This is a genomic window from Leeuwenhoekiella marinoflava DSM 3653, assembly GCF_900129005.1.
Taxonomy (GTDB): domain Bacteria; phylum Bacteroidota; class Bacteroidia; order Flavobacteriales; family Flavobacteriaceae; genus Leeuwenhoekiella; species Leeuwenhoekiella marinoflava.
Genome location: NZ_FQUN01000025.1, coordinates 46,595 through 66,136 on the forward strand (window position 1 = coordinate 46,595; position 19,542 = coordinate 66,136).

General features: G+C 38.5%; 19 protein-coding genes. 4 read left to right on the forward strand and 15 right to left on the reverse strand.

Going from position 1 to position 19,542, the window contains the following annotated elements:
- Positions 1-97: 97 nt before the first annotated feature.
- The gene (locus BUB91_RS18775) at positions 98-559 is read left to right on the forward strand and encodes a CBS domain-containing protein (RefSeq protein ID WP_073100736.1); all 462 of its coding nucleotides are present in this window, start codon (positions 98-100) and stop codon (positions 557-559) included.
- A 44-nt stretch (positions 560-603) separates the two neighbouring features.
- Here the strand turns inward: BUB91_RS18775 and BUB91_RS18780 are convergent, their stop codons facing one another.
- The 4 genes from BUB91_RS18780 to BUB91_RS18795 all read right to left on the reverse strand — a co-directional run bounded on the left by BUB91_RS18780 (position 604) and on the right by BUB91_RS18795 (position 4,699).
- Positions 604-951, reverse strand: a complete 348-nt coding sequence (locus BUB91_RS18780) for a hypothetical protein (protein ID WP_073100737.1) — start codon at positions 949-951, stop codon at positions 604-606.
- Positions 952-970: 19 nt separating this feature from the next.
- Positions 971-1,495, reverse strand: coding sequence for a YfiT family bacillithiol transferase (locus BUB91_RS18785; RefSeq protein ID WP_073100738.1), 525 nt, complete (start codon positions 1,493-1,495; stop codon positions 971-973).
- A gap of 128 nt (positions 1,496-1,623) precedes the next feature.
- Positions 1,624-3,420, reverse strand: coding sequence for a ribonucleoside-diphosphate reductase subunit alpha (locus BUB91_RS18790; RefSeq protein ID WP_073100739.1), 1,797 nt, complete (start codon positions 3,418-3,420; stop codon positions 1,624-1,626).
- 4 nt (positions 3,421-3,424) lie between these two features.
- Positions 3,425-4,699 (reverse strand): ribonucleotide-diphosphate reductase subunit beta, encoded by a 1,275-nt coding sequence (locus tag BUB91_RS18795; RefSeq protein ID WP_073100740.1) that lies wholly within the window; start codon positions 4,697-4,699, stop codon positions 3,425-3,427.
- Between the two features lie 514 nt (positions 4,700-5,213).
- Here BUB91_RS18795 and BUB91_RS18800 point away from each other — a divergent pair.
- On the forward strand, positions 5,214-5,546 hold the full coding sequence (locus BUB91_RS18800; protein ID WP_073100741.1) for a single-stranded DNA-binding protein: 333 nt from the start codon (positions 5,214-5,216) through the stop codon (positions 5,544-5,546).
- Between the two features lie 85 nt (positions 5,547-5,631).
- On the opposite strand, the gene BUB91_RS18805 is transcribed toward BUB91_RS18800, so the two are convergent.
- From BUB91_RS18805 to metG, 10 genes are all read right to left on the reverse strand, one after another.
- Positions 5,632-6,021: a DUF2752 domain-containing protein gene (locus tag BUB91_RS18805; protein ID WP_073100742.1), complete on the reverse strand. Its 390-nt coding sequence runs from the start codon at positions 6,019-6,021 to the stop codon at positions 5,632-5,634.
- Positions 6,002-6,271, reverse strand: coding sequence for a CD225/dispanin family protein (locus BUB91_RS18810; protein ID WP_073100743.1), 270 nt, complete (start codon positions 6,269-6,271; stop codon positions 6,002-6,004). Before BUB91_RS18810 ends, BUB91_RS18805 begins: the two co-directional genes overlap by 20 nt.
- A gap of 124 nt (positions 6,272-6,395) precedes the next feature.
- Positions 6,396-8,306, reverse strand: a complete 1,911-nt coding sequence (gene acs / locus BUB91_RS18815; protein ID WP_073100744.1) for an acetate--CoA ligase — start codon at positions 8,304-8,306, stop codon at positions 6,396-6,398.
- A 111-nt stretch (positions 8,307-8,417) separates the two neighbouring features.
- Positions 8,418-10,190 (reverse strand): sodium:solute symporter family protein, encoded by a 1,773-nt coding sequence (locus BUB91_RS18820; RefSeq protein ID WP_073100745.1) that lies wholly within the window; start codon positions 10,188-10,190, stop codon positions 8,418-8,420.
- A 79-nt stretch (positions 10,191-10,269) separates the two neighbouring features.
- A complete protein-coding gene (locus BUB91_RS18825; RefSeq protein WP_073100746.1) occupies positions 10,270-10,530 on the reverse strand; it encodes a DUF4212 domain-containing protein in 261 nt (86 codons plus the stop codon).
- A 132-nt stretch (positions 10,531-10,662) separates the two neighbouring features.
- Positions 10,663-11,202, reverse strand: coding sequence for a hypothetical protein (locus BUB91_RS18830; RefSeq protein ID WP_128759402.1), 540 nt, complete (start codon positions 11,200-11,202; stop codon positions 10,663-10,665).
- Positions 11,203-11,317: 115 nt separating this feature from the next.
- Positions 11,318-12,220: a histone deacetylase family protein gene (locus tag BUB91_RS18835; RefSeq protein ID WP_073100748.1), complete on the reverse strand. Its 903-nt coding sequence runs from the start codon at positions 12,218-12,220 to the stop codon at positions 11,318-11,320.
- Positions 12,213-14,348: a Tex family protein gene (locus BUB91_RS18840; RefSeq protein ID WP_073100749.1), complete on the reverse strand. Its 2,136-nt coding sequence runs from the start codon at positions 14,346-14,348 to the stop codon at positions 12,213-12,215. Before BUB91_RS18840 ends, BUB91_RS18835 begins: the two co-directional genes overlap by 8 nt.
- A 195-nt stretch (positions 14,349-14,543) precedes the next feature.
- Complete coding sequence (locus tag BUB91_RS18845; RefSeq protein WP_317041365.1) at positions 14,544-14,783, reverse strand: GIY-YIG nuclease family protein; 240 nt, start codon at positions 14,781-14,783, stop codon at positions 14,544-14,546.
- Between the two features lie 96 nt (positions 14,784-14,879).
- A complete protein-coding gene (gene metG / locus BUB91_RS18850; protein ID WP_073100750.1) occupies positions 14,880-16,961 on the reverse strand; it encodes a methionine--tRNA ligase in 2,082 nt (693 codons plus the stop codon).
- Positions 16,962-17,286: 325 nt separating this feature from the next.
- Here metG and BUB91_RS18855 point away from each other — a divergent pair, with 325 nt between their 5' ends.
- Positions 17,287-18,192, forward strand: coding sequence for a S66 peptidase family protein (locus BUB91_RS18855; protein ID WP_073100751.1), 906 nt, complete (start codon positions 17,287-17,289; stop codon positions 18,190-18,192).
- A 16-nt stretch (positions 18,193-18,208) separates the two neighbouring features.
- Positions 18,209-18,565: a YraN family protein gene (locus BUB91_RS18860; protein ID WP_073100752.1), complete on the forward strand. Its 357-nt coding sequence runs from the start codon at positions 18,209-18,211 to the stop codon at positions 18,563-18,565.
- 57 nt (positions 18,566-18,622) lie between these two features.
- Here BUB91_RS18860 and BUB91_RS18865 read toward each other — a convergent pair whose 3' ends face one another.
- A complete protein-coding gene (locus BUB91_RS18865; protein WP_073100753.1) occupies positions 18,623-19,441 on the reverse strand; it encodes a helix-turn-helix domain-containing protein in 819 nt (272 codons plus the stop codon).
- Positions 19,442-19,542: the final 101 nt, after the last annotated feature.

The window sequence follows — 19,542 nt, forward strand, 5'->3', positions numbered from 1 at the left end:
ATGTACAAGCTTGAGTAGATTTGAAAATTTGATAAAGAAAACGTTTTCGATATCTCGAATATTTTGTCTAATTTAAAGATTCTAAAAATATAAGCGTATGGGAATCAAGAGTTTTATGGGCAAACGATCTAAGGTTGTTGCCGAAGAGGTAAATATTAAAGTTTCAGATTACATGACAACAAGGCTTATCACATTTACACCTGAAGAATCGATTATGGATGTCATGCAAAAACTGATTAAGCATCGTATTTCTGGCGCGCCGGTTGTTAATGAAAACAACGAACTGTTAGGTGTTATTTCTGAAGGGGATTGTATCAAACACATATCAGACAGCCGGTATCATAACCTGCCGATGCTCAATGCAACTGTGGGGCAAAATATGGCAATTGATGTAGAAACTATAGACGGAAATATGAATGTGCTGGACGCTGCGCGTTTTTTTATTGAGCGTAAACACCGCCGTTTCCCTATTGTTGAAAATGGAAAACTAGTAGGGCAAATCAGTCAGATGGATGTGATTAAAGCTGCTTTAAAGCTAAAAGGAGCAACCTGGAAGTAGGGTTTGTTTTTTGTGTTTTGAAGTTTCAACTTGACTGAAGTGACCTACTTGCGTCTTACCAGCGCATAAAAATCATTGTCTAGTGGAAGATAGCCTTGATCATAAATAAAATAATAAACCGTACCGGCTTTAGTTGTATAAATGCTGGTAAATAAATTGAAATCAAAACCAGCTAAAACTAATTTACTTTTTGTGGTTTTGGTTTTGTCATCAGGGTTTAAAGATTCGAGGATACGGTAATTTTTGCGCAGTTTGTTATTGGTATTTCGTATCAGATTCTTTCGGTCACTGTTAAGTTTATTATTTGCAGCATTTCTACACGAATCGCTGCAGTATTTTTTATCTGCGCGGCCTATAATTTTATCACCACATTCCGGACAAGTCTTTTGCATAGTCTAAAATAATGATTTTCTAGGAGTTGAGCGCATTTTTAATATGTGCCAGATGATGCCTGCAGTGCCAGTCATACATCCCAATAGTTTCTGCTAGGGTAAACTGCTTAGCATGTTCCGGGTGAATGTAAATGCGTTCGAGATCTTCAGAGTGCAATAATTGAATCAGAATCGCCCAGCGCGTGTGTAAGCCTTCAATAAGTTTAAGGGAAGCTTTTATAGGTGTAGTTACAGTATCAGGTAGCTCAGCCCATTTATCTTCGAAATAGGGTTTAATTTTAGGAGTTTCTTCGGTTAATGCCAGTTTAAATCTTATAAAAGCATTCATATGACTGTCGGCACAGTGGTGCACAAGCTGCTTGATATTCCAACCATCGGGGCGATAGGTTTTAGCTAGACTTTCTTCGGAAAGGTTTTCGGTTAATTGAGTAATTAATGCTGGAAAATCTTTAATCGTGTGAGTCCATTCTGCAATATGGGATGCTGTGATGGTTTCGGGTTTTTCAAAAATTCCGATTGGATATTTTAGTTCTTGAAGGTTCATAGTTCTGTCCTGTTTGTGTACCTAAAGTTAAGTGATAATTTAAATTGAAAATTAGTTCTGTATTAAAAGCAAGGGCTGGTAGAAATACCAGCCCTTGCAACACTTACTTAAATAAAAAATTCTATTGATTAAGCCTCACAACTTACGCAGGCTTTTTTCTGCTTGAATTTTTGAGCAGCATTCATACTGTGCTGGTAATACAGAGATTTTAATCCTAGTTTCCAGGCAGTAATATGAATTTTGTTGATTTCTTTAACCGGCATATCCGGGTGAACAATGATGTTTACAGATTGTCCCTGATCTATATGATTTTGTCTGTTTGCAGCTTGATAGATGATGTCTAACTGATCAATTTCAGAATAGGTTTTAAACACATCTTTTTCTAAGTCTGATAAGAAGTCTAGATGTTGTACCGAACCATCAAACTCTCTGATGCTTCTCCAAACTTCTGTAGTGTTCTTACCTTTCTCTTCTAGTAAATCAACTAAAAACGGGTTTCTAATGGTGGTTTTTACCTTAGCAATATCTTTTACATAAGTGTTAGACCAGATAGGTTCTATACCTTGTGAAACTTGGCCTAATATAAATGCAGATGAGGTTGTAGGTGCAATTGCATTTAAAGTGGCATTACGTCTTCCGTAGCCCTTTAAAGCTTCCGGTTCTCCAAAACGATCTGCTAAATCAGCTGAAGCCTCGTACGATTTCTCTTTAATAGTTCTAAAGATTTCACTGTTTAAATCATATGCTTCCTGACTGTTAAACGGTAACATTTTAGATTGTAATAGCGAGTGCCATCCTAGAACACCTAATCCTAATGCACGGTTTTCCTTAGCAAAATTATAGGCTCTTTCCATAAATAAGAAAGTCTGGCGATCTTCACGGCTTTCAGAATCGCGATAAACTTCAAGTTTTTCACAGAATTCTGTAATAACAGCATCTAAAAATTGAACCATAGTTTCTACAGCATCTGTGTCTTTCCACTTATCGTAGTGTAAAACATTAACTGAAGAAAGTACACAAACAAACGACCAGTTTTCGTTAGAAGGTAACATGATCTCTGTACACAGGTTGCTGGCGTAGATCGTATGGTTATTGTCTCTAAACACATCTGCAGCACCATTGTTTGCATTGTCTTTGAAGAAGATATAAGGATATCCCATCTCTCCGCGACGTTGCAATACTTTAGCCCAGATAGAGCGTTTTTTGTCGTCACCGGCAACCATATCTTCCATCCACTGGTTGGTTACCGTTACGCCGTGAGTTAATTCTTGAATAGGATTCCCTTCGGTACCTATTTCTAAGAACTCTTCAATGTCCGGGTGTTCAACCGGTAAGTAGGGAGAAAAGCGACCACGACGTACAGAACCTTGGCTTACAACATCAACCATAGATTCAAAAAGCTGCATAATATGTACAGCTCCAGAAGCCTGGCCGTTATTTTTTACATCGGCACCGCGATGTCTTATTTTACCGAAATATCCAGAAGTACCACCACCTAGTTTTGACATCATACCAACTTCAGACTGGGTGTATAAAATATTCCCCATGTCATCGTCTATATGAGAACCAAAGCAGCTAATTGGCAGACCGCGTTTTTTACCAAAGTTTGACCAAACCGGAGAAGCCAGCGAGTAAAAACCTTCGCTCATATAGCCATAGAACTTATCTGAGAAACCTTCGATTCCTAAGATGTTTTCAGCGTGATCTGCAATCTCACGGATACGTCCTTCTGGCGTGGCTCCTTTTGTAAGGTAGCCTGAAGCTAAAAAGTTTCTACTGAAATCATTTAACCATTCAAACTTTTGTTCTTTCTTTTCAGATGAATTTTTAAGCGCTTCTTTTCTTGCTTGAGCAAGGGTATCAGTCGTACTTGTAGTTGTCTTTTGTTGTAAATCTTCTCCTGGGTGTAATTTTGATTCGTTCATGTTCTTAAAATAAGTCGTCGCTGGTTATACTTTGTGTTCTTTTGCTGTAGTTGATGGAGCGTTTTACAAAAAAGTCTCCGTGTTTGGTGCCTATAATCTCATCGTCAAACCATTCGGTTTCTGCGAGAAGTTTTTCATCAACCTCAAATATTTTTTCGATTCCTATACTTTCTAGTGAATCGTTGAATCTCTTTTTGATAAATTCTTTAACTAAGACTTTGGGTAAGAAATCTATTTCGCCTGCTTCAAAGATCCAGTCTATAATATCGCTCTCTGCTACAAAGGCGTCTTTACACATGTCTTGAATCATCTTGTGATAGGCCTCGTCAAACCATTCTGGATTCTCATCTTTAATAATATTGATGATATCGATACCAAAATCTCCGTGAATTTGTTCTTCTTTAGAAGTAGCCTCTACCACATTAGAAATACCTTTTAAGACGTTTCTGTGCTTGTTGAAAGCCATGATGATCAAGAACTGCGAGAACAATGATACATGCTCTATAAACAGAGAGAACAATAAAACTGACTCAGCATATTCTTTGTTGTCATCACTTTTTGCATTTTTTAAAGCGGTTTCTAGATAGTGAACACGCTTCATAATCACCGGCTTCTTCTTTAGATTTTTAAACTCTTGGTTAAGACCTAAAATTTCTAGAAGATGTGAGTAAGCGTCATGGTGTCTTACTTCACTTTCTGCAAACGTTGCACCTACAGAACCAATTTCTGGTTTGGGCATTTTGTGATAAATATCTCCCCAAAAGCTTTTTACAGCTACTTCGATTTGAGAAATAGCAAGCATGGTGTTTTTTATAGCGCTACGTTCTGTATCGGAAAGGCGGGTTTTAAAATCTTGTATGTCGCTTGTGAAATTAAATTCAGTATGAATCCAATACGAGTGTCTAATTGCAGGCACATATTCATAAAGCGCAGGATAATCGTATGGTTTTAGATTGATTCGTTTTTCAAAAATGTTAGACTTTCTTTTTTGAGCCTGCTCGTTTCTATATAGAATATAACCTTTAGCAACGTCAAAAAAGCCGCCTTCCATGAGTTTGTTTTCAACAAAATCCTGAACCTCTTCTACCGTAGGTTTGTAGGCTGCATCTGCATTTTTACGCTCTAGAAGAGCTGCATAAACATTTTGAGAGATTTCTTCTGCATCGGCTGGGCCACCGTGTTCAACTGCGGTCATGGCCTTTAAAATAGCGTTTGTGATTTTGTGTAAATGAAAGGTTTTTGTCGTAAAATCCCTTTTTATTACCTCGGTAATTTCCATACAAGTAGACGTTAAAAAATGATAGCTTTTGAGAAGTATAAAGTTGAAATTTTAATGGCTTGCATGGGGAGTGGTGCTACTAACTTTTTCAACATTGTTATCAACATTGCATTTTTGAACAGGCTAAAAGTTATCAAAAAAATACATTTAAAATACTGATAATGAATATTTAATGTTTTTTAAAAATTGAAAAAGTTTACAGAAATTTAATTTTAAATTAATTTTTGTGTTTTGGGTCAAAAGCTTGCAAAGGCTCTGAACGAAGTACTTAACTTTAAAAGTGAGGTTAATCTTATGAACGTTCATAACTCATAAAATTGTGGATAAATTCAGTTGAAATTTTAAAGGAATTCTCTTCGTTATTCGATTATCCTTTTTTGAGTAATATCTAATTTTAAACGTTTACAAACGACTATAAATGAAAGTAACTGTTTCGCAACCGATTATTATTTGTGATTCCTAGCATCTTTGCCTTGTAAATAATTAGTAACTGTTTAACGTAAAGACAAAAATCATGAGCACATTAAGAAACAAAGTACAGTTGATTGGAAACTTAGGAAATGATCCTGAAATCGTAAACCTTGAATCAGGTACCAAGCTGGCGAAATTTAGTATTGCAACTAATGAAACCTATAAGAATAATAAAGGTGAGCGTGTGACCGATACACAATGGCATAATGTAGTTGCCTGGGGAAAAATCGCAGATATCATTGAGAACTATGTGACCAAAGGTAAAGAAGTAGCAATTGAAGGGAAGCTGACTTCGCGCTCTTATGAAACCAAACAAGGAGAAAAACGCTACATCACAGAAGTTTTATGTGACGAGTTGCTGATGTTGGGGAAGTAGAATTCTCACAATTGTAATTAAAAATGCCACGATGTTTTTATATCGTGGCATTTTGTTTTTTATAGAGGTTCAAAGAAAAGAGATTTTAAAGCAAATTTCGAACAAGCCAGAAGATGATTATTATAGACAAAACAATCCAAATGGCTGATGTTCCATACAGTGTTTTTCGAATTTGAATAAGCTTGCTATTACAATTATTCTTTAAATCTAAAAAAGCGCCAAAGCCTATGTAAGGTAAAGCAATCAAAAACAATGCGTTTTTGTCAAGCGCAAGTGCTATATTTCCATTTAGCAAATGATGTAGCGCTCTTTGGGAGCCACAGCCGGGACATAAAAACCCAGTTAATGTGTGAAAAGGGCATTTGGGGAAAAAGCCTACTTCCAGCGGATTGTATGTTTTGTAAATATAGGCGGCAGATACTATTAAAAATGCACTGCCTATATAGATTAATTGCTTAAAACTGACTACTGGCAACACCTACAACAATTAGAATTACATATAAGAATGCAAAGCTTAGAGCTACTACAGCGCTTACAATTGTCCATTTTTTGGCTTCTTTTGAAGCACGTTCTGCGCCTTCAATATCGCCTGCATAAAAACGAGACTCAACTTTAGCAGCGTTAACAATACCTGCAATGCCAAAAGGCAAGCAGCACAAAACAGTAGCTAAAATAGATTCAACGAGCCAAGTCTTAGGAGGTCTTTGGTTGTTTAAATTTTCCAAGATTTTATTGATTTAGATTAATTTTTAAAATTATTCATTTTACTTCATATAAATATAGACTAACACAAAAAGTCCTTTAGTGTGATACCAAAGGACTTTTAAAGCTTAAAAAATGAAGAATGCTTTATTTAATCACATTATCCATCACTTCCTGAACAATTTCAGGATTCAATAAGGTGCTGGTGTCTCCAAGGTTTGACGTGTCATTAGAAGCAATTTTACGCAGAATACGACGCATAATTTTACCACTTCGTGTTTTAGGAAGTCCGCTTGTAAACTGAATTTTATCAAGCTTAGCAATAGGACCAATTCGGTCTGAAATCAACTGATTGATCTCTTTTCTCAAATTGTCTTGATTTCTGCTTTCGCCGGTTTCTTTTAGAATCACATAACCGTAAAGCGCGTTTCCTTTCACATCGTGAGGATACCCAACAATAGCACTTTCTGCTACAGCAGGGTGCTCGTTAATAGCATCTTCAATTGGAGCGGTACCTAGGTTATGACCACTTACAATAACCACATCATCCACACGACCGGTAATCCTGTAATAACCGACACTGTCTCTTAAAGCACCGTCACCGGTGAAGTACATATTTTTAAATGCTGAAAAATAGGTGTCTTTATAACGCTGATGATTTCCCCAAATGGTTCTTGCCATTGAAGGCCACGGAAATTTGATGCACAATCTACCATCTACCTGATTACCTTTAATCTCTTTACCTTCTTCATCCATTAGAGCCGGTTGAATTCCCGGTAGCGGAAGCGTTGCAAAAGTGGGTATTGCAGGAGTCGAGTAAGGAATAGGAGATATCATGATTCCTCCGGTTTCGGTTTGCCACCAAGTATCTACGATAGGACAATTTCTCTTTCCTATATTTTCGTCATACCAATGCCATGCTTCCTCATTAATAGGTTCACCTACGGTTCCTAAAACTTTTAAAGAAGACAGGTCATATTTTTCTACATACTCCAGTTTTTCTTTTCCTAAAGCGCGTATTGCAGTAGGTGCTGTATAAAACTGAGTTACTTTGTGCTTTTCTACAATTTCCCAAAAACGCCCGTAATCAGGATAACTGGGAACACCTTCAAACATTACTGTTGTAGCGCCGTTAGCTAACGGCCCATAAACTATGTAACTGTGGCCGGTGATCCAACCGATGTCTGCTGTACACCAATAGACATCATCTTCTCGATATTGAAATACGTTCTTGAACGTAAATGCAGAATACACCATATAGCCGGCAGTGGTGTGTACCATACCTTTTGGTGTGCCGGTAGAACCAGAAGTATATAAGATGAATAAAGGATCTTCAGCGTCCATAATTTCTGGATCGCAAAAAGCTTCAGCATTATCGAGCAAAGGTTGCAACCATTTGTCGCGACCTTCTTGTAGTTTAATATCAGAATTGATGCGTTTTACAACCAGTACATGTTCTACACAATCGCATTTTTTGAGACCTTCATCTACAATACCTTTAAGGTCTATTGTTTTGCTTCCGCGGAAAGAACCGTCGCTCGTGATAACCATTTTGCAGTCTGAATCATTAATTCGCGTTGCAAGAGCAGTTGAAGAAAACCCTGCAAATACTACAGAATGTATGGCTCCAATACGCGCACAAGCCAACACTGAAACCGCAAGTTCTGGGATCATAGGTAAGTAGATACAAACACGGTCTCCTTTTTTTATGCCTTGGGATTTAAGCACATTTGCCATTTTACAAACTCGATCGTGGAGTTCGTTATAGGTTATGTGTACTGCTTTTTCTTTAGGATCGTTGGGTTCAAAAAGTATAGCCGTTTTATCACCACGCGTACGCAGATGGCGGTCAATACAGTTTTCGGTAATGTTGAGTTTTGCGCCTTCAAACCATTTAAATTCGGGTTTGTCAAAGTCGTAACTCAATACGTTATCCCAGCGTTTGTGCCACATAAAATGCTCTTCAGCAATTTCTTCCCAGTAGCTTTCAGGATTTCTTACAGATTTACGATATACTTGAAAATATTCTTCTAAGTGTTTTATATGGTAATTACTCATAGTTGAATTAGGATTGTTCTTATAATCTTCTATAAAATTACTAAATCGTTATCGGTTTGCATTTGAACAATTCTGCATTTGAATTAATTTTTTTGTTAAACTTCTATCACATTAATGACTCTGTGCTTCACCGGCTCCACTGGGTATACGTATGCTTTCTACAATTTTTAGAACACTTTTTGGTGGGGCAGGAGTTAATCTCGATATAATTACTGAAATAATGACGTTGATAAACATAGCAACCGTACCAAAACCTTCAGGCGAAGTGCCAAACCACCATTTTGATTCCGGGAGTGGTTCTAAAACACCAATCAATCCGGTTTTAAATCGAATCATATAAAAGAGCATCAAAATAATACCTACTACCATTCCGCTAATGGCACCTTGTTTATTCATTCGTTTATCAAAAATTCCCAGAACTATAGCAGGAAAAAAGGATGCAGCAGCAAGTCCAAAAGCTAGCGCCACAACAGCTGCAACAAACCCTGGTGGATAAATACCAAAAAGACCTGCAACGATAACCGCAACTAAGATACTTAGACGGGCGGCTAATAATTCTCCTTTATCAGAAATATCGGGTTTCAATTGTTTTTTGATCAAATCGTGAGATACAGAAGTTGAAATCACAAGCAGCAAGCCTGCAGCAGTAGATAGCGCAGCAGCCAGACCGCCAGCCGCAACAAGTGCAATTACCCAAGCAGGAAGCTGTGCTATTTCAGGGTTTGCAAGTACCATAATATCGCGGTCCACGTAAAGTTCGTTAGTTTCGGTTGAAGCATTTACAATAATGCGTTCGCCATTTGCGCCGCGTTCTTCTGTAAACTCAGGCTTACCGGTAGTGGCTTCTCCATTTACATATTGAATTTTTCCATCTTCATTTTTATCAGACCAGGCGATGAGTCCCATGTTTTCCCAGTTCTTAAACCATTCTGGCATGGTAGAATATTCCTGATTACTAACTGTCTCAATTAAATTGGTACGCGCAAATACCGAAACGGCCGGGGCTGTGGTATATAAAATAGCAATAAGCAATAAGGCGTATCCTGCAGATTTACGCGCATCTTTTACATTAGGAACGGTAAAAAACCGAACAATCACGTGAGGTAAACCAGCGGTACCTGCCATCAATGCAAGGGTAATTGCAAATACATCCCAAGTGGATTTTGATCCTTCAGTATATTCTTTAAATCCCAGTTGTGTATGCAGATTGTCTAGCTTTTCAAGAAGATAGGTGCCGTCTTCCACGCGTCCTCCCATCCCAATTTGTGGGATAATACTCCCGGTCATTTGTATCGAAATAAAAATAGCGGGCACCATAAAAGCAAAGATCAACACACAATACTGAGCAACTTGTGTATACGTGATACCTTTCATTCCGCCTAAAAAAGCAAAAACAAGAACCACTGCCATCCCGATGATCACACCGGTTGTAATTTCAACCTGAAGAAATTGGGAGAAGACAATACCCACACCGCGCATTTGCCCGGCAACATAGGTAAATGAAACAATGAGCGCACAGATCACCGCAACGGTACGTGCTGTATTGGAGTAATAGCGATCGCCAATGAAATCAGGCACGGTGAACTTGCCAAACTTGCGCAGATAGGGAGCGAGTAATAATGCGAGTAACACATAACCTCCGGTCCATCCCATCAAATAGACAGAACCGTCATAACCTGCAAAAGAAATAATACCGGCCATGGAGATAAACGATGCGGCACTCATCCAGTCTGCGGCGGTTGCCATACCATTAGCTAAAGGTGAAACGCCACCACCAGCGACATAAAATTCTTTGGTAGAACCGGCACGAGCCCAAATAGCAATACCAAAATAAAGGGCAAAAGAGATGCCTACTAAAATCCATGTCCAGAGTTGAACGCTCATAATTTAGGTTATTTAATTAGTTAGAAAGCAAATTTGTTTAAAACAAAAAGAATAGTAATCGATTGTATTTGTGATGAAATCAGTTGTCGATATATCCATATTTTTTATCCAAACGATTCATTAGATACATGTAGAGAAAGATGAGCACAACAAAAACATAGATGCTTCCTTGCTGGGCAAACCAAAATCCTAGTTTGAATCCGCCTAAACTATATCGATTGAGAAAGTCTTTAAGAAGAATGCCACAGCCAAAAGAAACTGCAAACCATACGAAGAGTAGAATACTAAGATATTTAATGTTTTGGCGCCAGTAGGCTTTGTGTTTTTCGATTTTTGACATGCTTGTTGTTTAAAAATGATTACGAATATAGTAGATAAAGTCTTAAATAGTTACCTGCACCTGCCTGTATTTGTGATTATTGAAAAAAAACCCGGTGCGTTAGCACCGGGCTGACTTTAAGTCGAATATTGTTTAGATAGCGTCAACTGTTACTTTAACATCTGCAGTTACACGAACAGTAAAAGTTACTGGAGCAGCAGATACAGTTCCTGATGCACTAAGTGTTGCCGTTGCACCACTTTTTAAATCTGCTTCAAAAGCATCAACTAAAGATTGATCTACTTCAATCTCATAAACAGTTCCTGCATTAGCAGCAGTAGTTAAATTAACCGTAGTACCGTCAGTAGCTTGAAACCATGGGTAAGTGCTACTTTGAGCAGTAAAACTACCTGATGCGATCACATCTGCAGTGCCAGTTACACTAACAATCTCGTATGTAAGTTTTGTGATTTGTAAGTCTTCTATTTTATCAAGGTTGTCTTGAACATCATCATCATCTATACTGATAGAAGCACTTTCTGAAAAAGTGGTTTCTCCCTCAGCAATACTAATTACTAAATCTTCAGTGATAGTAGTGTCAACATCTATTTTAGTTAATTCATCTACTGCATCACAAGCATTAAATGCAAAAGCAAAAATGGTAAGGGCAAAAAAGGTGGTAATTTTTTTCATTTTAAGAATGTTAATAGTTTTAACAAAAATAAGCATAAATACCTATAAACCAATTTTTTATATGAAAAAGGGTGAAAATACCCTTCCGAGTGTTTAAAGTTTTGATAATTAGCTGTTAAAAATAAATTTCCTGAGCTAGTCTATACGTGTTAGCGTGCGCTTCTATAATAATTTTAATATCTGGTGAGTAACCGCCACCCATGCTTACCTGTACGGGTATGTCGCTATCGCGGAAACAACTTAAAGCAAAATGATCTCGTTCTTTACAGCCTTCGGGTGTGCAGGAGAGTCGCCCTAGTTTATCGGTTTCTAAAATATCAACTCCGCTGAGGTAAAAAATAAAATCGGGATTTACCTGATCAATGAGTCGGGGTAGTATTTCTTTCAGTTTTGCTAGATAGAAATCATCCCCACTTTTATCAGGAATCGCAATATCAAGATCTGAAACTTCTTTCTTAAACGGATAATTCCCCGAACCGTGCATACTGAATGTAAATACCGAGTCATCCCCTTGAAAAATCTGTGCAGTACCATTGCCCTGATGTACATCGAGATCTACAATGAGAATTTGTTGTGCCAAGTCTTTCGCCTGAAGATAGCGAGCAGCAATCGCCTGATCATTCAATAAACAAAAAGCTTCGCCATGATCACTGTAGGCGTGATGTGTACCACCGGCAATATTGAAAGCAATTCTATGTTCTAAAGCAAACTCACAACCTAACATCGTTCCTTGAGCAATGATCTGTTCCCGATCTACTAATTCCTGAGAAAGTGGAAAGCCGTTTTTGCGTATCGCTTTGCGATCAAGATTGAGGTTTTTAAGATTGGTTACATACTCAGGAGTATGAACAGCGGTCAGGTATTTTTCTTCCGGAAAACCAGGTTTAAAAAAGTTGGCTTCATTACACGTGCCTTCGTGCAATAACTGTTTTGGGAGCAGCTCATATTTTTCCATTGGGAAACGGTGTCCTTCAGGAAGTGGGTGTTTGTAAATGGGGTGATACGCGATTTTAAGCATTGAGTTTATGCAGTTTCAATTGAATACGCTTCCGCTTGATATCTACTTCAAGTACTTTAACTACAACTTGTTCTTGTAAGCTCACATGTGCATTGACGTCGCTCACAAAACCATCGGCCAGATTAGAAATGTGAATTAAACCACTTTCTTTAATGCCGATATCAACAAAAGCTCCAAAATTAGTGACGTTGTTTACAATCCCGGGAAGCAACTGACCAACTTCTAAATCTTCAATTTTTCGAATATTTTGATTAAAGGTAAAAGCTTTTGCCGGCTCACGTGGGTCAAGACCCGGTTTTTCGAGTTCGTCAAGAATATCTTTCAGCGTAGGCAATCCCACTTCCTCGGTCACAAAATCGCTGAGGTTGATTTTTTTTAATAAAGTCGTATTCCCAATGAGTTCACTCACGGAAACCTTCAGCTTACCTGCCATAGCTTCAACTACCTCATAACGCTCGGGATGCACGGCAGAATCGTCCAGTGGATTTTTAGCCTGTTTAACACGCAAAAAACCGGCCGCCTGTTCAAAGGCTTTGGCGCCCAGTCGGGGCACATCGAGGATTTGATTTCGCGAAGCGAAAGCCCCGTTTTCATCCCGGTAGCTCACAATATTTTCGGCGAGTTTAGGCCCAATGCCCGAAACATAACTCAGCAGCGGTACACTGGCCGTATTGAGGTTAACGCCTACGGTATTTACACAGCTTTCTACCACGCGGTCTAGTTCGTTTTTCAGTTTGGTCTGATCTACATCGTGCTGATATTGACCCACACCAATGGATTTTGCATCAATCTTCACCAATTCTGCAAGTGGATCTGCAAGTCGACGGCCGATAGAAACCGCACCGCGAACGGTGACATCATAATTAGGAAATTCGTCACGGGCTATTTTTGAAGCCGAATAAATAGAAGCTCCGGCCTCGCTAACTACAAAAACTTCAAGATCTCTGCTGAATTGCATCCGCTTTATAAATTGTTCGGTTTCCCGACTGGCGGTTCCGTTTCCAATAGCGATAGCTTGTATCTTATGTGCATCTACCAGAAAACTGATTTTCCGCATCGCACCTTTCGTATCGTTTTTAGGCGGGTGCGGATAGATGGTTTCGTTATGTTGTAAACTGCCATTTTCATCCAAACAGACCACTTTACAGCCGGTTCTAAACCCGGGATCGAGGGCAAGAATGCGTTTTTCACCAAGTGGAGAACCCAGCAAAAGCTGGCGTAAGTTTTTAGCAAAAACCGAAATTGCTTCGGCATCTGCTTTTTCTTTTGCAGCACTTAGGGCTTCATTGCTCAATGCCGGAAACAACAAACGCTTATAGGCATCTGCAACGGCCAACTCAATCTGTTTTCCACAAGCACCTTGTGAGTTAAGGAGTCGGTTCGCGATGTTGTCTAAAGCGCGCTCGGTATCTATTTCAACTTTTATACGAATGAAACCCTCTTCTGCCGCACGAGATAAGGCCAAAAATCGATGCGAAGGAATGCGGTTTAGTGATTCTTCCCAGTCAAAATAGTCTTTATACTTCAGTGCTTTTTCATCGTCTTTTTTAGCCTTGATCAGTTTGGAAGTAATCTGACCAGAACGTGCTATCTGATTACGCAGATAATTACGAATGTCTGTACGTTCATTAATCCATTCGGCGATTATATGACGGGCAGCTTCAAGTGCATCTTCTGTTGAGGAAATGTTCTTATTTAAAAACCGGGCAGCAGCACCTTTTAAATCGCGTGCATTTTGAGCCATAATGATCTTTGCTAGTGGCTCCAGACCGTTTTCACGGGCAGTATCAGCTTTGGTTTTTCTTGATTTTTTATACGGAAGGTATAGGTCTTCTAAAACCGTTGCATCGGTTGTATTTTCAATCTCTTTCTGAAGTTCAGGTGTTAAAACTCCCTGCTCTTCTAAAGCTTTTAGGATGGTAGCTTTTCGTTTTTCTAAAGTTTCAAACTGCTCTTTAAATTTTACGATATCTCCGATTTGCACTTCGTCCAGATTGCCCGTGCGTTCTTTACGATAACGCGCTATAAACGGAATCGTCGCATCTTCTTCCAGCAGTTGCAGCGTGTTTTTGATACTGCTTTCGGAGAGGTTGGTTTGTGATTTTAGATAAGAGAGGATTGTGGGCATGCTATCTGATATTATTTGGCGGGTGGCATCTCGTCCCGATTACTTTCGGGAGCGCTCAATGTGGACTTTAGATCAAAATTGAGTCTAATTGATTGTCATGTCGAGCGCAGTCGAGACACTATTCCGTTTTATACTTATGATGTGTTGCATTTCTACATTCTGCTAAAATTTGCAACAAATCATAGTCTACGTTGATTAAAGCGCTTTTCTTTTTAGCACTCCATTTCTTAACTTTTTTTTCTCAAAAAGAATAGCTTGATTTACATTTCTAAAATCTTGCGAAAAAACCAAGTTTAAAGCTCTTCTATTAAATGTATAGCTTTCAGGATTTAGTTCAGAATTATGTTGATTTATACGGGATTCTAAAATATTAGTCAACCCAGTATAATAAGAGCCATCTGAACATTTCAATATATAAACAAAATACGTTTTCATATATAAAATTTTAGATGACATCTCGACTGCGCTCGATGTGACACCAGATCAAAATTAAGTTTAAAATGATTTGTCATGTCGAGCGCAGTCAAAACACTAACTAATCACTCTACCATTTTTAACACCGACAGTATCAGGATTCATAAACACGAGTTTGCCTTCGGCGTCTTCGGTCATAAGAATCATTCCCTGACTTTCTACTCCGCGTAATTTGCGAGGAGCTAGGTTTACCAAAACAGTCACTTGTTTTCCGATGATTTCTTCTGCTTTAAAACTTTCGGCGATACCGGAAACTATGGTGCGCACATCAAGACCGGTATCTACTTTTAATACCAAAAGCTTTTTGGTTTTTGGCATTTTTTCAGCTTCTATAATGGTTCCCACACGCATATCGAGTTTGGTGAAATCTTCAAATTGGATGGTTTCTTTTTGAGGCTCTACTGCGGCGTTTTCGGCTTGATTACTCATTTTAGTTGCTTCTAATTTGTCTAGTTGTTTTTGTATTTGCTCGTCTTCAATCTTGCTGAATAACAGTGCTGCCTGATTGATGGTATGACCTACCGGAAGCAAATCTATTTTCTCACCCAGAATTTCCCAACTTAAGGGTTCTGGCAAACGCATCAACGCATCTTCGCTCTCAATATTGAGCATATGTTTTAGCGTATTTGCGGTATGTGGTAAAAAGGGTTCGCTTAAAACAGCAAGCGTGCCTGCGATTTGTAGCGCCACATACATAACGGTTTGGGTACGCTCCGTATCGGTTTTTATGGTTTTCCAAGGCTCTGCATCAGCTAGGTATTTATTTCCTAAACGCGCCACATTCATCAATTCGTTTTGTGCTTCGCGGAAGCGATAACGCTCAATTGAGCTTGCAATTACAGCCGGATACGCTTTCATTTCAGCTAAAACGCGCTCTTCTTCTTCATTGAAATCGTAAGCCTGCGGAATTTTTCCTTCGTAATATTTATTGGTTAATACCACTACACGGTTGATGAAATTTCCAAAAATAGCAACCAACTCATTATTGTTACGTGCCTGGAAATCATTCCACGTAAAATCATTGTCTTTAGTCTCCGGAGCGTTTGCGGTCAACGTGTAACGCAACACATCTTGCTGTCCCGGAAAATCTTCAAGATACTCGTGCAACCATACCGCCCAGTTCTTTGAGGTAGATAGTTTATTGCCTTCCAGATTTAAAAACTCGTTTGCCGGCACATTGTCTGGCAAAATGTAGCTTCCTTCTGCTTTAAGCATACTGGGGAAAATAATACAGTGAAAAACAATATTGTCTTTCCCAATGAAGTGAACCAACTTGGTGTCGTCTTTTTTCCAGTAGTCTTCCCAGTTTTTACCTTCTCGGGCGGCCCATTCTTTGGTAGAAGAAATATAACCGATAGGAGCATCAAACCACACGTAAAGCACTTTGCCCTCGGCATCAGGAACAGGAACAGGAATTCCCCAATCTAGATCACGGGTTACTGCACGTGGGCGTAGCCCGTCGTCAATCCATGATTTACACTGACCGTAAACATTTGATTTCCAGTCTTTTTTATGATCTTCTAAAATCCATTTTTTGAGAAAATCTTCATAACGCTCAAGTGGCAAAAACCAGTGTTTGGTTTCTTTTAAAATGGGTTGAGCACCAGAAATGGTAGATTTGGGGTTGATCAAATCTGTGGCATTTAATGAAGAACCACAATTCTCGCATTGATCACCGTAAGCTTCCTCGTGACCACATTTAGGGCAGGTTCCTATTACAAAACGGTCGGCCAGATACTGGTTAGCTTCCGGGTCATACAATTGTTCGGTTACTTCTTCAATAAAATCTCCTTTTTCATAAAGATTTTTAAAGAATTCTGAAGCCGTGTCATGATGCACCGGTGCAGACGTACGCGAGTAATTGTCAAAAGAAATTCCAAATTCCTGAAAAGAATCTTTGATGATTTTATGGTATTTATCTACTACTTGCTGCGGAGTAATCCCTTCTTTTTTAGCCTTTATGCTAATAGCAACTCCATGCTCATCGCTACCGCAGATGTAAGCAACATCTTTACCCACTCCTCTCAAATAACGTGCGTAAATGTCTGCAGGCACATATACTCCTGCCAAGTGACCTATGTGAATAGGACCGTTTGTGTAAGGTAGTGCAGCGGTAATTGTATATCTTTTTGGACTCATATCAGGTTTCAAATTTCAGCGGCAAAGATACCATTTATGACCTTAAACAAAACCAGACAGGCGCTACATTTAATAAGTCTTATCTTAGTGTTTTAAATAGTTTATGATACTGCATAATTTATTTGTATTTTTTCTTTCAGTATGCTGTGATTGTTTAGCATAACTCATTTAAAAGAACGCTAAATTTGACATGCTGTTTAGAATCAAAGATGTGTGTTTACTTTTGCAGAGGATGGCATAAATGATAAGTCATACCACAAGCTGAAGAATCACGAATTAATCTTAAAGTAACCGGGCTTTTCTACCGCCCCATAATAAATAAAATATGGTAACCCCGCCTTATTTAGTTGAAGGAGATAAAGTAGGAATCGTGTGTACTGCACGTAAAGTTAATAGAGCAGATCTTGATGACGGGATAGCTTTTTTAAAATCTTGTGGTTTAGTGCCGGTCTTAGGTAAAACTATTGGAGCAGCAGATAATCAATATGGAGGTACAGATAAATTGCGTGCTGCAGATCTGCAAGAGCTGTTAGATGATGAGGAGATCAAAGCGGTTTGGTGTGCAAAAGGCGGTTATGGTACAGTGCGAATTATAGACGAAATCAATTTTTACAAATTTGTAAAATATCCTAAATGGATTGTGGGATACAGCGACGTGACGGTGCTGCATTCTCAAATTCATAAACTGGGTTTTGAGACGATTCATGCTATTATGCCGGTAGGGATTTCTCGTAATACAGCTGTTGCAAAGCAAACTTTAGAAAATGCCTGGTCAGGTAAACCCTTGCATTATCATATAGATAGCCACCCGCTCAATCGTCAGGGTACTGGAAAAGGGGAACTGGTAGGAGGTAATATTTCTATTTTATATTCTTTATGCGGAAGTCATTCTGCTATAAATACAGATAATACTATTTTGTTTATAGAAGATCTTGATGAGTATTTATACCATGTAGATCGTATGATGGTAAACCTGAAACGTAACGGAATATTGCGCAATCTTCGCGGACTTGTAGTGGGTGGTTTGACTAGTATGCATGACAATTCGGTTCCTTTTGGAAAAACGGCTCATGAGATAGTTTTAGATGCGGTAAGTGAATATGATTACCCGGTGTGTTTTGACTTTCCGGCAGGACATTTAAAAGACAACCGCGCGCTTATCCTGGGCCGAAGTACTTCGCTGGAAGTCAACGAACGTGGTGCAAAGCTTTATTTTGATCAGATTGAATAAGTAATGTTCTAAGGAAATGAATCAGAACGAACTCGGGAAATGGGGAGAACAATTTGCAGCCGACTATTTGGAGAAAAATGCTTATGGTATTGTAGAGCGCAACTGGTTTTTTGCAAAAGCAGAAATTGATATAATCGCTCAAAAAGGAGACGAACTCATCATCGTTGAAGTAAAAACCCGCAACTCAGATTTCTTTGGTGATCCGCAAGATTTTGTGACTCCGGCAAAAATTAAACTCCTCGTAAAAGCTGCTAACGAATACATCATTTCTAATGATTTGGATCTGGAGGTTCGTTTTGACATAATTGCCGTTTTAAAAAATAAAACACAAGAAAAGCTTGAGCATTTTGAGAATGCTTTTTATCATTTTTGATCTTAAAAGAGAAAAGTAATTATAAGGTAACTCTACTTTTTGATTAGTTAGTTCAGACTAAGAAAGTTGCCTTCTTAAGGTTTCAATCGCTCTTAAAATAATTGCAACATAAAGCCCTTGCACGAGAATACTTGCAGGCCCGGCTACAACCGTCATAATGACTGTTATGAACATAAAACCAAGCACTATATTGATGATTCCTGTAGCTTTAGGAAGTTGACCTAGGTGATTGGTTTTTAGAAAACCAATTCCTATACAAATAAAAACAACTCCAAATAGTACACTGTAAATCACTGCAAAAGCTTCAAGTTTTAAATACAGAAAGTGCAGATCAAATATTGAATACAGCGCTATAAGTGTATTAATCGCAATGGCAATAATCGCACTGGTTTTTAAAAAATGAGATTTAAAAAGTTCGCCGATTAAAACGAAGGCACGCATGTGCAGCGCAAACGCGATTGCAGCAAGAATCGTAATTATAACATAGGGTATCTCTCCAAAATAGTAAGAATCTGTAGTGAGATACGTGGTTTCTTCTATAAGTTGAAAGACCAAAAGAATCATACTTAAAATTCCGGCAATCCATCCCAGATTGAGTTGTTTAAATAAAAAAGAAACATTTTTATTCTCATCGATTTCTATAAGAAAAGCTTTTTTGATCTTTTTCTCGAAATAGGTTTCCTGTAAATCATCAAGATCTCTATCTAGTGCAGCTAGAATGGTTTTTATAGTATAGATTCGTGGTGTAACTTCACCGGCTTCAATACGTTGAATGGTGCGCACTGAAATATTACAGTGTTCTACAAGTTCTTCTTGTGTAAATCCTTTTTGCTGACGTAATTCTAAAATTTTCAGCCCCAGTTGTGGTTGCTTCATAAGTGACATAAGATTGCTCTTGTAGTTGATGCGTATTTAAAAATACAAGAATGTTAGACACTGCAATACTAAATACAGGAAGCTATTTGCTGCAATTTTTC

Coding starts and splice junctions, on each gene's coding strand:
- BUB91_RS18775 (WP_073100736.1), top strand. CDS start 98: ATGGGAATCAAGAGTTTTATGGGCAAACGATCTAAGGTTGTTGCCGAA.
- BUB91_RS18780 (WP_073100737.1), bottom strand. CDS start 951: ATGCAAAAGACTTGTCCGGAATGTGGTGATAAAATTATAGGCCGCGCA.
- BUB91_RS18785 (WP_073100738.1), bottom strand. CDS start 1,495: ATGAACCTTCAAGAACTAAAATATCCAATCGGAATTTTTGAAAAACCC.
- BUB91_RS18790 (WP_073100739.1), bottom strand. CDS start 3,420: ATGAACGAATCAAAATTACACCCAGGAGAAGATTTACAACAAAAGACA.
- BUB91_RS18795 (WP_073100740.1), bottom strand. CDS start 4,699: ATGGAAATTACCGAGGTAATAAAAAGGGATTTTACGACAAAAACCTTT.
- BUB91_RS18800 (WP_073100741.1), top strand. CDS start 5,214: ATGAGCACATTAAGAAACAAAGTACAGTTGATTGGAAACTTAGGAAAT.
- acs (WP_073100744.1), bottom strand. CDS start 8,306: ATGAGTAATTACCATATAAAACACTTAGAAGAATATTTTCAAGTATAT.
- BUB91_RS18820 (WP_073100745.1), bottom strand. CDS start 10,190: ATGAGCGTTCAACTCTGGACATGGATTTTAGTAGGCATCTCTTTTGCC.
- BUB91_RS18825 (WP_073100746.1), bottom strand. CDS start 10,530: ATGTCAAAAATCGAAAAACACAAAGCCTACTGGCGCCAAAACATTAAA.
- BUB91_RS18830 (WP_128759402.1), bottom strand. CDS start 11,202: ATGAAAAAAATTACCACCTTTTTTGCCCTTACCATTTTTGCTTTTGCA.
- BUB91_RS18835 (WP_073100748.1), bottom strand. CDS start 12,220: ATGCTTAAAATCGCGTATCACCCCATTTACAAACACCCACTTCCTGAA.
- BUB91_RS18840 (WP_073100749.1), bottom strand. CDS start 14,348: ATGCCCACAATCCTCTCTTATCTAAAATCACAAACCAACCTCTCCGAA.
- BUB91_RS18845 (WP_317041365.1), bottom strand. CDS start 14,783: ATGAAAACGTATTTTGTTTATATATTGAAATGTTCAGATGGCTCTTAT.
- metG (WP_073100750.1), bottom strand. CDS start 16,961: ATGAGTCCAAAAAGATATACAATTACCGCTGCACTACCTTACACAAAC.
- BUB91_RS18855 (WP_073100751.1), top strand. CDS start 17,287: ATGGTAACCCCGCCTTATTTAGTTGAAGGAGATAAAGTAGGAATCGTG.
- BUB91_RS18860 (WP_073100752.1), top strand. CDS start 18,209: ATGAATCAGAACGAACTCGGGAAATGGGGAGAACAATTTGCAGCCGAC.
- BUB91_RS18865 (WP_073100753.1), bottom strand. CDS start 19,441: ATGAAGCAACCACAACTGGGGCTGAAAATTTTAGAATTACGTCAGCAA.